This window comes from Caballeronia novacaledonica (assembly GCF_900258035.1).
GTDB classification, from domain to species: Bacteria; Pseudomonadota; Gammaproteobacteria; order Burkholderiales; family Burkholderiaceae; genus Caballeronia; species Caballeronia novacaledonica.
Genome location: NZ_OGTP01000006.1, coordinates 55,845 through 69,245 on the forward strand (window position 1 = coordinate 55,845; position 13,401 = coordinate 69,245).

Annotated in this window: 14 protein-coding genes; 7 read left to right on the forward strand and 7 right to left on the reverse strand. The window is 65.5% G+C overall.

Annotated features, from left to right (window positions below):
- Positions 1-151: 151 nt before the first annotated feature.
- Positions 152-475 (reverse strand): AzlD domain-containing protein, encoded by a 324-nt coding sequence (locus NOV72_RS11220; RefSeq protein ID WP_106854666.1) that lies wholly within the window; start codon positions 473-475, stop codon positions 152-154.
- On the reverse strand, positions 472-1,242 hold the full coding sequence (locus NOV72_RS11225; RefSeq protein ID WP_106854855.1) for an AzlC family ABC transporter permease: 771 nt from the start codon (positions 1,240-1,242) through the stop codon (positions 472-474). Before NOV72_RS11225 ends, NOV72_RS11220 begins: the two co-directional genes overlap by 4 nt.
- Positions 1,243-1,601: 359 nt before the next feature.
- On the opposite strand from NOV72_RS11225, the gene NOV72_RS11230 reads away from it, so the two are divergent.
- The 6 genes from NOV72_RS11230 to NOV72_RS11255 all read left to right on the forward strand — a co-directional run bounded on the left by NOV72_RS11230 (position 1,602) and on the right by NOV72_RS11255 (position 6,329).
- Positions 1,602-2,522: a branched-chain amino acid transaminase gene (locus NOV72_RS11230; protein WP_106854667.1), complete on the forward strand. Its 921-nt coding sequence runs from the start codon at positions 1,602-1,604 to the stop codon at positions 2,520-2,522.
- Positions 2,523-2,587: 65 nt separating this feature from the next.
- Positions 2,588-2,785 (forward strand): zinc-finger domain-containing protein, encoded by a 198-nt coding sequence (locus NOV72_RS11235; RefSeq protein ID WP_008351333.1) that lies wholly within the window; start codon positions 2,588-2,590, stop codon positions 2,783-2,785.
- A 128-nt stretch (positions 2,786-2,913) separates the two neighbouring features.
- Positions 2,914-3,987 carry a lipopolysaccharide heptosyltransferase II gene (gene waaF / locus NOV72_RS11240; RefSeq protein WP_106854668.1) on the forward strand — a complete coding sequence of 358 codons (1,074 nt, stop codon included), beginning with the start codon at positions 2,914-2,916 and terminating at the stop codon, positions 3,985-3,987.
- Positions 3,988-4,175: 188 nt separating this feature from the next.
- Positions 4,176-4,622, forward strand: coding sequence for a nuclear transport factor 2 family protein (locus NOV72_RS11245; protein WP_106854669.1), 447 nt, complete (start codon positions 4,176-4,178; stop codon positions 4,620-4,622).
- 123 nt (positions 4,623-4,745) lie between these two features.
- A complete protein-coding gene (locus tag NOV72_RS11250) occupies positions 4,746-5,738 on the forward strand; it encodes a YheT family hydrolase (protein WP_245932996.1) in 993 nt (330 codons plus the stop codon).
- A gap of 6 nt (positions 5,739-5,744) precedes the next feature.
- A complete protein-coding gene (locus NOV72_RS11255) occupies positions 5,745-6,329 on the forward strand; it encodes a DUF2946 family protein (protein WP_106854671.1) in 585 nt (194 codons plus the stop codon).
- Between the two features lies 1 nt (position 6,330).
- On the opposite strand, the gene NOV72_RS11260 is transcribed toward NOV72_RS11255, so the two are convergent.
- Positions 6,331-8,319 (reverse strand): M48 family metalloprotease, encoded by a 1,989-nt coding sequence (locus tag NOV72_RS11260; protein ID WP_106854672.1) that lies wholly within the window; start codon positions 8,317-8,319, stop codon positions 6,331-6,333.
- A 149-nt stretch (positions 8,320-8,468) separates the two neighbouring features.
- Between NOV72_RS11260 and moaC the strand changes: the two genes are divergently transcribed.
- A complete protein-coding gene (gene moaC / locus NOV72_RS11265) occupies positions 8,469-8,966 on the forward strand; it encodes a cyclic pyranopterin monophosphate synthase MoaC (protein ID WP_106854673.1) in 498 nt (165 codons plus the stop codon).
- 6 nt (positions 8,967-8,972) lie between these two features.
- Here the strand turns inward: moaC and NOV72_RS11270 are convergent, their stop codons facing one another.
- From NOV72_RS11270 to sucD, 4 genes are all read right to left on the reverse strand, one after another.
- A complete protein-coding gene (locus tag NOV72_RS11270; protein WP_106854674.1) occupies positions 8,973-10,778 on the reverse strand; it encodes a PglL family O-oligosaccharyltransferase in 1,806 nt (601 codons plus the stop codon).
- A gap of 180 nt (positions 10,779-10,958) precedes the next feature.
- The gene (locus NOV72_RS11275; protein WP_106854675.1) at positions 10,959-11,552 is read right to left on the reverse strand and encodes a pilin; all 594 of its coding nucleotides are present in this window, start codon (positions 11,550-11,552) and stop codon (positions 10,959-10,961) included.
- Positions 11,553-11,678: 126 nt separating this feature from the next.
- The gene (locus NOV72_RS11280) at positions 11,679-12,389 is read right to left on the reverse strand and encodes a TerC family protein (RefSeq protein WP_106854676.1); all 711 of its coding nucleotides are present in this window, start codon (positions 12,387-12,389) and stop codon (positions 11,679-11,681) included.
- A 108-nt stretch (positions 12,390-12,497) separates the two neighbouring features.
- Positions 12,498-13,379 carry a succinate--CoA ligase subunit alpha gene (gene sucD, locus NOV72_RS11285; RefSeq protein ID WP_035497975.1) on the reverse strand — a complete coding sequence of 294 codons (882 nt, stop codon included), beginning with the start codon at positions 13,377-13,379 and terminating at the stop codon, positions 12,498-12,500.
- Positions 13,380-13,401: the final 22 nt, after the last annotated feature.

A 13,401-nucleotide genomic window follows, 5' to 3' on the forward strand; every position in this document is an offset into this window, starting at 1 on the left:
GAATATCGTAGCGCGGTGACTGCCGGACACACTTTCGACCTCGCTCCCTCGGGAAAGACCATCATTTTAACCGATCAACTTGACGGCTTTTAGCGTGCAATCGTTGATGACGCGTATTTGAGCGCCGACGCATGCGACACGCGCGGCGCGTTCACGCCGCGAGCCGCAGCAGCGTGAAAACGATCATGCCGACGGCGATCGTGCCCATCATGCCGCGCCGCCACAAGTAGTATGCGAGCCCCGCCGCCGACGCCCACAGCGCATGATTCGACAGCGCAAGCGAAAAACCCGTGGACGTCTCCAGCAAATCCGGCACGACGACGCCCGCGAGCGCCGCGGCCGGCGCGTAGCGCAGCACGCGCTGCACGCGCGGCGGCAGCACCATGCGCTCGCCGCCGATAAGAAAGAGCGCGCGTGTCACGGCGGTGACCATGCCCATGCCGAAAATCGCGAGCCAGACGTGCAGCGCGCTCATCGGAGGGGCCTCGTGGCGGCGGGCTTGTCGCCCTTCGCGGCATCGGCGGCCGGCTTCGGGCCGATGCGCTCCGCGATCACGTCCGCCAGCGTGCCCGCGAACAGCGCCGAGAACACCGCGAGCGGCAAGCCGAAGCGATACGGCAGATCGAACGCCAGCAGCGCGACCACGCTCGCGACGGCGACGGCAGCGAGCGTCGAACGCGTGGCGATCGCCGAAACGATGAGCGGAATCAGCGCGAGCGTGCCGGCGAGTTCGAGGCCCCAGTTATCGGGGATCAGGCTCGCGAGCAGAATGCCGATCACCGACGAACTCTGCCACGACACCCAGCTCGACACCGCCAGCCCCCAGAAGAACGCCTCCTTGCCCGGCTGCCAGCCGACCGGAAAATTCCGCTTCGAGAACATCAGATAGATGATGTCGCCGTTGAAATAGCCGAGCAGCAGACGGCGCTTGAGCGGCAGATAGGAGAAATGCGGCGCGAGTCCCGCGCTGAAGATGACGAAGCGCAGGTTGACCATCGCGGCGGTCAGGAGAATGGTCCAGAGCGGCAGCTTCGCGGCGAACAGCGGCAGCACCGCGAGTTGCGACGAACCCGCGTACACCGCGAACGACATGCCGAGGGCCTGCGGCACGGTGAGCACGGACTTCGTCATCGCGACGCCGGTCACGAGGCCCCAGGAGAATGTAGCCAGGACGGCGGGCGAGAAGGTGCGCACGCCCTCGAAAAACGCGCGGCGATTCGTGTCGGACAGCCGGTCGAGCATGAGCGAATGCGAGGCGAAGAAGACAACCCGTGATGCCATTGCGCGGCCTCGATCGATTGCGCGACGGATCGGGAAAAACCGGGAAAATCGGGAATGGTGAGCTTCGCCGTTTCGTTCCGCTGTTTTCAGCGGGCGGCGAAAGGCAAATTATAGCGTCGTGAAAGGCGCTCCAAGATCGGTTTCGTCGTGAAAAGACGCTAAAATGACGGACTTTTACCGCCTTCGCGCCCCTCGAAGGCGCGTTCTCACGGAGTCAGTCGCGCAGAACGCGCGCGAAAATGCGCACGAGCGCCGCCGCCCCGGACGCATCGGGCGGCTTGCCCCGAACTCACTTGAACCGAGACAGCTAGGAGAACCGTATGTCAATGGCCGACCGCGACGGCAAGATCTGGATGGATGGCAAGCTGATCGACTGGCGTGATGCCAAGATCCACGTTCTGACGCACACGTTGCACTACGGCATGGGCGTTTTCGAAGGCGTGCGCGCGTACAAGACCGCGCAGGGCACGGCCATTTTCCGCCTGAAGGAACACACGAAGCGCCTGCTGAACTCGGCGAAGATTTTCCAGATGGACGTCCCGTTCGACGCCGCCACGCTCGAAGCCGCGCAACTGGAAGTCGTCAAGGCGAACAATCTGGAAACCTGCTACATCCGCCCGATCATCTGGGTCGGCTCGGAAAAGCTCGGCGTGTCGGCGAAGGGCAACACGATTCACGTCGCCATCGCCGCGTGGCCGTGGGGCGCGTATCTCGGCGAAGACGGCCTCGCGAAGGGCATCCGCGTGAAGACGTCGTCGTTCACGCGCCATCACGTGAATGTGTCGATGGTCCGCGCGAAGGCGTCCGGCTGGTACGTGAACTCGATTCTCGCGAATCAGGAAGCCGTCGCCGACGGCTACGACGAAGCCCTGCTGCTGGATGTGGACGGCTACGTCTCCGAAGGCTCCGGCGAGAACTTCTTCCTCGTGAATAACGGCAAGATCTACACGCCGGACCTCGCCTCGTGCCTCGACGGCATCACGCGCGACACGGTCATCACGCTCGCGCGCGACTTCGGCATTCCGGTCATCGAGAAGCGCATCACCCGCGACGAGGTCTACACCTGCGACGAAGCGTTCTTCACCGGCACCGCCGCCGAAGTCACGCCGATCCGCGAACTCGACAACCGCACCATCGGCTCCGGCAAGCGCGGCCCGGTCACGGAGAAGCTGCAAAGCGCGTTCTTCGACGTCGTCGGCGGCAAGAACGAGAAGTACGCGAGCTGGCTCGCGAAGGTTTAACCGACCTCATGCGGCGCGGCGAGCCGAACGCTCGCCGCCCGCTGGACATCTGACAAGAGATAGCAATGAGCGACCTGAAGGAAATGCCGCTGGTGGAATTGTCGGCGAAAGATCTGCCCGCCTTCTGCCCGAACCCGAAGATGCAGCGCTGGAGCACGCATCCGCGCGTGTTCATCGACGTGACGCACGGCGAAGCGCGCTGCCCGTACTGCGGCACGCGCTACAAGCTGAAAGACGGCGAAGTGCTCAAGGGCGGTCACTGAAGCACCGCAGGCGCCGGCCGCGCCCTGCACTTTTGCGCTACGCAGCCGCCGGCGCATCTAACCCACACCCACCGACGACCCGCCCGAAGGCGGCGGGCCGCGTTTATTTTGAGATCGGATAACGACAGATGCGCCATGCGCTGGTAATAGCACCGAACTGGATCGGTGACGCATTGATGGCGCAGCCGCTCTTTACGCTCTTGCGCAAACTGCATCCGCGCATCGCGATCGATGCCGTCGCGCCCACCTGGGTCGCGCCGGTGCTCGAACGCATGCCGGAGATCCGCGACGTCTACGCGACGGACCTCGCTCACGGCAAGCTGCAACTGCTGCGCCGCTGGCAGCTCGCGAGCGATTTGCGCGATGTCGGCTACGACGCCGCCTACGTGCTGCCCAACTCCGTCAAATCCGCGCTGATTCCGTGGATGGCGGGCATCAACTTGCGCATCGGCTATACGGGCGAGAGCCGCTACGGGCTCTTGAACGTACGGCACGCGAATCCGCCGAAGACCGAGCGTCCGCCGATGACCGCGCATTACGCCGCGCTCGCCTACGCGCCCGGCGCGAAGCTGCCGTTCGTCGACAGGTTCGCTCAGCCCGAAGCGGCCGCGGCGCCCGAGGCGCAGACGCTTCCCGTGCCGCGTCTCGAATCCGATCCGAACGAAGCCGCGCGCGTCTCCGCGCGCTTCGATCTCGACACGCGGGCGCCGCTCGTCGTGTTCTGTCCCGGCGCGGAGTACGGTCCGGCCAAGCGCTGGCCGCCGGAGCATTTCGCGTCGCTCGCGCAGTTCATCGCGCAGTCGTTTCCGTATGCGCGCATCATCGCGCTCGGCTCGAACAAGGATGCGCCGATCGCGCAGGCCATCGCGGAGCGCGCGCCGATGGTCCGCAACCTGTGCGGCCAGACCTCGCTCGGCGAAGCGTGCGCGCTCATTTCGCGGGCGAGCGCGATCGTCACCAACGATTCCGGCCTGATGCACGTCGCGGCGGCGTCGCGCCGGCCGCTCGTCGCGGTCTACGGCTCGACCGATCCGCGCCACACGCCGCCCTTGTCCGATCTCGCAAAGGTACAATGGCTGCATCTTGAATGCAGTCCGTGCTTTGCCCGCGAGTGTCCGCTCGGCCATCTGAACTGCTTGCGCGAACTGTCGGCCGAACAGGTCTTCGGCGATTTGCGAGGGATGCTGCTCGCGCATCGCTGATGTTGCGCTCACGCGTCGAAAACGCGTGTCCAACTCGACGGTTCCAGCCGTGTGTGCGGGTGCGGACACGCGAATGTCTCCGAACGGAGGCATGCTTTGACCAATGACCGATGCAGCGCGCCGTTCCGTCTGCCGCCTTCAGCGGCTTCGCGCGGTGCGCAGCACCGAATGCCAGAGACCCACAAGCCATGCCACGTTTCGCCCGCCTCTTCGAAGCCGCCGCCGATACTCTCAACGCTTACTATCAGGCGGTCGCGGACAACAGCATCGACAGTGTGATGTCGTTGTGGATCGACGAGGAGTTCGCCACCTGCATCTGTGCGGACGGCACGCATCTGCACGGGCTGGAAAGCATACGCGCCGGTCTCGGCAAGCAATTCGAAACGCAGGCGGTGAACATCGAGCCGCTCGATATCCGCGTGTACGACAGTCTGGGAACGGTCGTGTATGCGATCGCCGAGGCGCATCAGCCGGCCGCGCCGGCGAGCGTGCCGCGCATGATCTACACGACCTATGTGATGGTCCACGAGCGCGGCGAGTGGCGCATCGCGCATATTCACGCGAGCGAGATGCCGCTGGAAACGGCGGGCCAGTTCGCGGCGAAGCTGCGTCACGGTCAGGGACCGCTGCACTAAAGATTTTGAAGCGCTGAAGAAGACGTCTGTCGGGGAGGGGCCATGAAGCGCGATCCGTTGTTGAAACACGATTCGTCATTCGTGGACAAAGCGCCTGCCGTGGCACTGAAGGCGACCGCGCGCATGCCGGGGCTGCCGGGCTCGGAATGGCTGTATGACGCCCCGCGCTGGCTGCCGACGAGCCACGCGCAGACCATCGTCCCGGCGCTCTTCGGCCGCAAGCCCGCCGTGCGCTACCGGCGCGAGCGCTGGAATACGCCCGATGGCGATTTCATCGATCTCGACTTCCTCGCGCACGATCCCGCCGACGAACCCGCCGCGAACGCCCCGCTCTTCGTGCTCTTTCACGGCCTCGAAGGCAATTCCGACTCGCACTACGCCCGCACGATGATGGCCGCCGCCCGCGCGCGCGGCTGGCACGGCGTCGTGCCGCATTTCCGCAGTTGCAGCGGGCCGCTCAACCTGCTGCCGCGCTTCTACCATCTCGCGGACAGCGCCGAAGTCGACTGGATCCTGCACCGGCTCGCGCAAACGCATGCCGGGCCGATCGTCGCGGCGGGTGTATCGCTCGGCGGCAACGTGCTGCTGCACTGGCTGTGTCAGAGCGGCAAGTCCGCGTCGATCGTCAGCGCGGCCGCGGCCATTTCCGCGCCGCTCGACGTCCACGCGGGCGGCCTTGCGATTTCGCAGGGCTTCGGCATGGTCTATACGCGCAGCTTCCTGAAGTCGCTGAAAAAGAAGGCGCTCGCGAAGCTCGGCCAGTATCCCGGTCTTTACGATCGCGACGCCGTGCTCGCCGCGCGCACGCTGTATGAGTTCGATAACGTCGTCACCGCGCCGCTGCACGGCTTTCGCGACACGAACCACTATTGGTCCACGGCGACCATCCGCGCGCATCTGAAGTACATCGAAGTGCCCGCGCTGCTGCTGAACGCGCGCAACGATCCGTTCCTGCCCGAGTTCGCGCTGCCGTCGGCGGCCGAGGTGTCGGAGCGCGTCACGCTCGATCAGCCGAATCACGGCGGGCACGTCGGCTTCATGACGGGACCGTTTCCCGGCCGGATCGACTGGCTGTCGCTGCGCGTGTTCGGTTATCTGGAGAACTTCGTTTCGTGAATCGACATGGATGAAATCGTCAGGCAGGCGCTCGCCAAATGGCCCAACGTTCCACATTGCACGGGCTGGCTGCTGCTCGACCGGCGCGGCCAGTGGCGCATGCGCGACGACGCCGCGCAGGCCGCCGGCGAACTCGGCACGCCGATCCGGCATGAAGCGCTGCTGGGCTTCATCAACCGCAACTACGAAAGCGATGCCGACGGCCAGTGGTTCTTTCAGAACGGTCCGCAGCGCGTGTATGTGGAGCTGACGTACACGCCGTGGATCGTCCGCCTTCATGCGACGGACGGCGCACTGCGCCTGACGGATCACTCCGGCGCGGCGTTCGAGCCTGCGCAGGCGTATCTCGACGACGAAGGCGGCATCCTCTTTGCCGACGATGCATCGCCCGCGCGCGTGGCCGCGCTGCACGACCACGATCTCGAAGTGTTCGCGAATCACGCGTCGCTCGACGATGCGGCCAACGGCGGTGTTTTCCACTGGCGCGATGGCGTCGATCTGCCCGTGCAGCCGGTGGCGCGCGCCGACGTCGAGACGCGCTTCGGCTTCGTCGCGAGTCCCGCCGCCCGCGCCGCCGCCAAAAAAGACTGACCTAGCTGTTCTTCTCCAGGTCGCGCTCTTCCTTGTAGCGCGTCTCGAAATCGCGCAGGCGCGCGGAAATCGTCGAGAGATCGTAGAAGCTCGCGGTCTTCACGTCGCGCGCCTCCTTCAGTTGCCGGATCGCGGATGGCCAGGCGCCGTCGAGCGCGAACTTCTCGGCCATCGCCTGATGCTGTTGCAGCGGATCGTTGAGACCCGCGCTCGCCTGCGCGAGATAAAACCACCAGTCGGGGCGCGTCGGTTCGGCGCGCGTTTCGCGGCGTGCGAGAACCTGCGCTTCGGCGAAACGGCGTGCGGAAAGCAGCGCTTGCAGATGCACGTCGATGGCCGCGTGCGATTCCGGCCAGCGTTTTTGCGCGATATCCGCGAGGCGGATCGCGTCGTCGTTGCGGCCCGCGCGGCGCGCGATGTCGGCCGCGAGCACGTCGAGGCTCGGCGTGCTGCGTAGCGCCGCCGGTGCGGGCGGCGCGGGCTGCGGTTTCGGCGGCGGCGATCGGCCTTCGACGTGAACCGTCGGGAGCGCGATGTCGCTCGCCACGCGAGCCGGCTGCGCCGGCGCCGGATCGGGCCGCGGCGCGTTGCCGAGATTCAGCGCCGCGCGCGCGTTGTCGAGCGGCGTCGCGGTCATCGACGCATCCAGGCTGCGCGGCGACGACGCGGGCGGTTTCGTCGCGACGACTTCCTTCGGCGTGCGCCCGCGATCCTCCTGCTGAACCTGCGCCGATGCCGCCGCCGCGCTCGCCTCCTCGCCCTCGAACAGCTTGCGCGCCTTGGCGAGCGCGTCGCTGGCGGCGTCGTAGTTGCCCATCAACGATTGCGCGAGCGCGATCCCGTACCAGTTCGACGCCGGATTCAGCGCGGTTTGATCTTCGATTTCCGATTTGAGCCGGCTCGCGACCTCGCGATAATCGCTCGCATAGTTCACCTGCAACACGCGCGCGCGGGCGCGCACGAACGCGTATTCGGCCGATTGGCGCGGCTGCCGGTACGGCACGCGCCGCGCCCGGCCTTCCATGTCGGCGATGCGATCGGTCGTGAGCGGATGCGTGCGCACGTAGGGCGGCACGCCGTTATCCGACATCGACGAGCGGTCGAGGCGCTCGAAGAACGCGACCATCGCGTACGGATCGTAGCCGGCGGCGGTGAGCATCTGGAAGCCGACGCGATCGGCCTCGTGCTCGGCCGCGCGCGAGAAGCGCAATTGATTGTCGACGGCGAACGCCTGCCCGCCCATCGCGATGCCCATGCCGAGGTCGCCGCTATGCGCGAGCAAACCCGCGAGCATGCCGGCGACCATCGCGGCGAGCGCCGCGTAGGTGCTCTTTTCCTGCGTGCCGAGCATGCGCGCGATGTGACGCTGAAGCACGTGCCCCATTTCGTGGCCGATCACCGACGCCAGCTCCGACTCGGTCTGCGTCACGGCGATCAAGCCCGTATTCACGCCGATGAAGCCGCCCGGCATCGAAAACGCGTTGATCTGCGGATCGCGCACGGCGAACAGGTCGAAATCGGGACGATAGCCGCCCAGATACTGCGTGGCCGCGGCGGCGGAGAGCTTCGACGAGATCGAATCGAGATAGTCGCGCAGCAGCCAGTCGTCGAGATAGTCGGGATCGGCGCGGACTTCGCGCATCATCCGCTCGCCGACCTTGCGCTCGGCCTGCGGCGTGAGCGCGCCGCCGGAGCCGTCGCCGAGATCCGGTAGCTGTACCGACGAAAGCGGCGCGCGCAGACCGGACATCGTGCCGGGCCGGTTCGCGAAACGGCTTTCGGCGCCGCCGTACACGCCGAACACGCCTTCCGCGACGTTCGCGGGCACGTCGTTGCCGGCGTTTTCCTGCGACGAACGCAGTTGCGACGCCGCGAGCGTGCCGGTCGCGTTGGCTGAAGACGAGCTCGATTGCGCCAGCGCCGCGGGCGGCATGGCGAGGACGATGCACAGCAGGGAAATGAGCACGCGGCTCGGACGTGTCGGATGCATGGCGCGAAACGGTCGAAGCGCCGATGGTCGGCTCGAAAACTAAAACCAGCTTATCGTATCAAGTGTGGCGAGTGTCGCGCGTGGGGCGTTTCGTGAAAAACTGCCCGAAATCACGCTGGTATGATAGGCGCCCATTCGAAGGAGACGCTATGTCCGGACTCACCCATTTCGATGCCGCCGGCGAGGCGCACATGGTCGATGTCGGCGCTAAGAGCGAAACGCGGCGCGTTGCCGTGGCGCGCGGCTCGATCGCGATGCTCGACGCCACGCTCGGGCTGATCCGCGAAGGCCGCGCGAAAAAAGGCGATGTGCTCGGCGTTGCGCGCATCGCCGCGATTCAGGGAGCAAAGCGCACCGCCGATCTGATCCCGCTGTGTCATCCGCTGGCGCTGACGCGTGTCGCGGTGGATTTCACGATCGATCAAGCGCTGCCCGGCGTGCATTGCGAAGTGCGTGTGGAGACGGTCGGGCGCACGGGCGTGGAAATGGAAGCGCTGACCGCCGTGCAGGTCGGATTGCTGACGATCTACGACATGTGCAAGGCCGTGGATCGCGGAATGACCATCACCAACGTGCGGGTGATGGAGAAGCATGGGGGGAAGTCCGGAGATTGGGTGGCGGACGATCACACACCGCCGACACCCTGATCTTCCTCACTCCTCGTCATCTTCCGACGAAGACTCCTGGCTCTGCGCCGGCACCCCATACAGTTTCACCAGATCCGCCCTGAACGGGGCCAGCGACGTGCCGGCCTCGTCCGCGAGATCGTAGACGGCGGCAAGCTGCTTCGGCCAGTCGTGCAATTGCGTTGCGAAAATCTTCAGGCGCGCCATCGTGTCGAGCGCTTCGGCGCGCTGTCCCGCCAGCGCCTGCAAAACCGCGTATCGGCGCAACACCGTTTCACCGGGCAGCAACGCGATCGCCTTCCGATGCGCGGCGAGCTTTTCCTCGACGTTCTGCGCGTTGATCGGCAGCAGCGTCGCCGCACCGTACTCGCCCCACGCCGTGAACAGGAACGAAGGATCGTCGCGATATTGCTCCGCCGGCCGCGAGCCGTAATAGAGCACTTCGGCGCGGTTGTAGTCGCGCATCGTCGGATAGAGCGCCGCAAGCCCGCCGAGCACGAGCACGACATACACGCCATACGACAGCGGACGCGCGACGAGCCGCAGCGGCCGCGTCTCCAGCAAGCCGATGACGAGCATCGCCGGCATCAGGAAGAACATGTACTGCTGCGGATACTCGACGAGCGCGTGCATCATCAGCACGCCGAGCAGCGACAGCCCGAAAATGCGCGCCGGCGTCTGCGGCGCGCGCAGCACGCGAATCAGCCAGAACACGATGCCCGCGACGAGAATCGCCATGCCGAGCGCACCGGTTTTCGCGAGCAGGTCGATGAAGATGTCGTGCGCATTGTTCGCGATCTCCACGCCGCCGAGATCGCGGACGAGATCGAACTGATAACGCGGAAACTCGCCCCAGCCGACGCCCAGCAGCGGATGCGTCTTGAACATCGTCCAGCCATATTTCCAGAGCGCGAGGCGCGGCGCGATCTGACTCGCTTCCTGCATGCGCTCCGCCGCCGATTGCGCGAGGCCGAAGTCGTAGCGCACGTTCGCCCAGCGCACCGCCGCGTTCACGGCGAAGAAGACGACCGCAAGCAGAATCGGGACGATCCACGCACGGACATCGCGCCGGCCCGGCCCGTCAAAGCCTTCGGACGCGACCGCACGCCCGAGCACGAACGCCATCCAGAATCCGGCGACGACGATCACAGCCGTCTGCAGCCACGGCCCGCGCGACACCGTGAGCGCGAGGCCGAGCGAATACACCGCCGACAAGATCACCCACAAGACGATCGGGAGCCGCCGCGTCTGCACGAAATACAGCGCACCCGCAAGCGCGAACGCAATCACGGTCGCGAGGTGGTTCGCCTGCGCCATGTTGCCGAACGGACGCCTTTCGACCATCACGTTGTACGCCACCACGATCGGCGAAAACTTCACTTCCAGATGCAGCAATTGCACGATCTGGCAGAAGACCGCGAACAAACCGCCGACCATCAGCGCCGCCGCGCCGACTCTCAGCGCCTTCTCCGCAAGCCCCGCGCGCACGAATCCGAAGCCCGTATGCACCGCGATGAACGACGCCAGCAGATACGCGCCACCGAGCCAGTTCATCGACGGTTGGGCGACCGGCAGCAACAGCGTCTGCGCGACGAGCAGCACGCCGAACGCAAGCGGCATCAGCGCGACGACCGGCGATGCGAACGACACCTTGGACTCCGATACACGCACGAGCAGCGCGACCGTCGCGCCGAGCGCCAGATAGAGCGCGAGCGCGCTGTATTCGGCGTAGAAAGTCGGAATCGGATACGTGTGGTTGACGACCGCGAAAGGAATCGTCAACGCAAGACACAGGACAGCAAAGCAGAGAATACGGGCGTATTGGGAAGGCATGAGGGACAGGGAACGTCGGCAACCGGCGCACTATACAAAACTTTGCCCGCGCTGTCCGTCGAACAGCCGGAATTGCTACGAATTCGCTGCTTTTCGCGCAAAAACGACGCTGCGACGACGCGGCGGCGCCGTAAATCGTGCCGCCGCGCCGTTCTCATACGTCGAGGTCTTTCGCACCGCTTACGTGCGGCACTCCGGCGGCGCGAGGCTCGCACGAAGCGTCGGCGCCTGCGCGGGCAACGGGCCGGCGCCCGGCGCGGGCAGCGACGAATCCGTCTTCGCAGCCGCAAAGCATTCCCATGTCACCGAGCCCGCTTGCACCGTGCCGCGACTGAGCGCGACGCGCGCGGTCGGGGCGTCCGCGTTATCGGGCGCCGAGGGGACGAGCACGAGCGTGTTCGAACCGGCGGGCGCGACGCGCGTCGTGTAGGCGATCGTGATCTGCCCCGTGTCGCTGTCGACGTGAATCGACTCGACGTTACGCGTGCCCGGCGGCGATGCAAATCCGCCCGAAAGATCCGCGCCGCTCGACGCGTTCTCCGCCACCGCGAGCCGCGCCCCGGCCGCGAGCGTGATGCCCTCGCCCACGCGACTGCGCGCGAGATAGTCCTGATAAGCGGGTATCGCATACGCCGCGACCACGCCGACGATCGCGAGCACGATCATCAGTTCGATCAGCGTGAAGCCGCGCGCCAGCGCTTCTTTCGCGCGCGTCCCGAACCACCATGCGCGCCGTTCGCGCGGCGCGTTCAAACCAAAAACCATCGTTGTCATTGCTGCTCCAGGAAAACAAGAAAGCGCCCTTCCGCGCAATGCGGTCAGGACGCTTCGATCGTATTCAAGGAGTGACGCAGCCGACAGTCAGCCGAACGGCCTAGGAGATTTCGCCAACGCGAACGGTCAGCCCGTCGCGCGGCTGCCGCCGGCGAGCGCGCGGCGCTTGAGCAGCCAGCCCAACGCAATGACGAAGAACGCCCCGGCGACGCGCGCCGCGTAAGCGGCGAACTCGGTGTTGAGCGCGGGCCATCGGTCGATGAACGGATCGTCGATGATGAGTCCGCCCGCGATCCAGCCGAGCAGACCCGCGCCGAGCAGCACGACGACCGGAAAACGGTCCAGCAGCTTCAGCACCAGCGTACTGCCCCACACGATGAGCGGAATGCTCACGATCAGCCCGAAGATCACCAGTGCGAGCCGATGACGCGGATCGGCGGCCTCGGCCGCGCCGGCGATCGCGATCACGTTGTCCAGGCTCATCACGGCATCGGCGATGATGATCGTCTTCACCGCCGCCCACAAACGGTCCGACGCGTTGATCTGATGCTCGTCATGGTCGGGCTGCATCAGCTTCACGCCGATCCACAGAAGCAGCACGCCGCCGCAGAACTTGAGAAACGGAATGTCGAGCAGCATCACGGCAAACGCGATCAGCACGACGCGCAGAATGATCGCGCCGAGCGTTCCGAACACGATGCCGCGCGTGCGCTGCCGGTCCGGAAGATTGCGGCACGCGAGCGCGATCACGACGGCGTTGTCGCCGCCGAGCAGGATGTCGATCACGATGATCTGGACGACCGCGCCCCAATGGAGCGTCGAGAAAAATTCGAACATGAGGCAAAAATAAAAAAAGCGAGGAAGCAATGCTCCCTCGCTTGGGTCGGCTTATACGAAAGGAATCAGTAAGAGTACCAAACCCTCGTGTACTTTGCCCGCTCGATGTCAGAGAACCGACTTCAAGAGACGCGCCATCTCCGAAGGATTCTTCGTGACCTTGATGCCGCACGCGTCCATGATTTCGAGCTTGGCGTCCGCCGTGTCCGCACCGCCCGAGATCAGCGCGCCTGCGTGGCCCATGCGCTTGCCCGGAGGCGCCGTGACGCCGGCGATGAAGCCGACGACCGGCTTCTTCATGTTGTCCTTGATCCAGTAAGCGGCGTTCGCCTCGTCCGGACCGCCGATCTCGCCGATCATGATGACGGCGTCCGTGTCCGGATCGTCGTTGAACATCTTCATCACGTCGATGTGCTTGAGACCGTTGATCGGATCGCCGCCGATACCCACCGCCGACGACTGGCCGAGGCCCAGCGCCGTCAGTTGGCCGACTGCTTCATACGTCAGCGTGCCCGAACGCGACACCACGCCGATGCGGCCCTTCTTGTGGATGTGACCCGGCATGATGCCGATCTTCAGCTCGTCCGGCGTGATCGTGCCGGGGCAGTTCGGTCCGAGCAGCAGCGTCTTGCGGTTTTCGCGGCGCATGCGGTCCTTGATTTCGAGCATGTCGCGAACCGGAATGCCTTCCGTGATGCAGATCGCGAGATCGAGATCGGCCTCGACGGCTTCCCAGATCGCGGCGGCTGCGCCCGCGGGCGGCACGTAGATCACCGAAACGGTCGCGCCGGTTTCGGCCTTCGCTTCCTTGACCGATGCGTAGATGGGAATGCCTTCGAAATCTTCGCCGGCCTTCTTCGGATTCACGCCCGCGACGTACGCCTCACGGCCGTTCGCGTATTCGCGGCACGCGCGCGTGTGGAACTGGCCGGTCTTGCCGGTGATGCCCTGCGTGATGACCTTCGTGTCTTTGTTGATCAGAATCGACATGTAGTGACCTCTGTTCGTTTGG

What these genes read in the sequence shown, in the direction of transcription:
- sucD (WP_035497975.1), bottom strand. Translation starts at nt 13,379, where the DNA reads ATGTCGATTCTGATCAACAAAGACACGAAGGTCATCACGCAGGGCATC.
- NOV72_RS11225 (WP_106854855.1), bottom strand. Translation starts at nt 1,242, where the DNA reads ATGCTCGACCGGCTGTCCGACACGAATCGCCGCGCGTTTTTCGAGGGC.
- NOV72_RS11245 (WP_106854669.1), top strand. Translation starts at nt 4,176, where the DNA reads ATGCCACGTTTCGCCCGCCTCTTCGAAGCCGCCGCCGATACTCTCAAC.
- NOV72_RS11280 (WP_106854676.1), bottom strand. Translation starts at nt 12,389, where the DNA reads ATGTTCGAATTTTTCTCGACGCTCCATTGGGGCGCGGTCGTCCAGATC.
- waaF (WP_106854668.1), top strand. Translation starts at nt 2,914, where the DNA reads ATGCGCCATGCGCTGGTAATAGCACCGAACTGGATCGGTGACGCATTG.
- moaC (WP_106854673.1), top strand. Translation starts at nt 8,469, where the DNA reads ATGTCCGGACTCACCCATTTCGATGCCGCCGGCGAGGCGCACATGGTC.
- NOV72_RS11260 (WP_106854672.1), bottom strand. Translation starts at nt 8,319, where the DNA reads ATGCATCCGACACGTCCGAGCCGCGTGCTCATTTCCCTGCTGTGCATC.
- NOV72_RS11255 (WP_106854671.1), top strand. Translation starts at nt 5,745, where the DNA reads ATGGATGAAATCGTCAGGCAGGCGCTCGCCAAATGGCCCAACGTTCCA.
- NOV72_RS11235 (WP_008351333.1), top strand. Translation starts at nt 2,588, where the DNA reads ATGAGCGACCTGAAGGAAATGCCGCTGGTGGAATTGTCGGCGAAAGAT.
- NOV72_RS11220 (WP_106854666.1), bottom strand. Translation starts at nt 475, where the DNA reads ATGAGCGCGCTGCACGTCTGGCTCGCGATTTTCGGCATGGGCATGGTC.
- NOV72_RS11270 (WP_106854674.1), bottom strand. Translation starts at nt 10,778, where the DNA reads ATGCCTTCCCAATACGCCCGTATTCTCTGCTTTGCTGTCCTGTGTCTT.
- NOV72_RS11230 (WP_106854667.1), top strand. Translation starts at nt 1,602, where the DNA reads ATGTCAATGGCCGACCGCGACGGCAAGATCTGGATGGATGGCAAGCTG.
- NOV72_RS11275 (WP_106854675.1), bottom strand. Translation starts at nt 11,552, where the DNA reads ATGACAACGATGGTTTTTGGTTTGAACGCGCCGCGCGAACGGCGCGCA.
- NOV72_RS11250 (WP_245932996.1), top strand. Translation starts at nt 4,746, where the DNA reads ATGCCGGGGCTGCCGGGCTCGGAATGGCTGTATGACGCCCCGCGCTGG.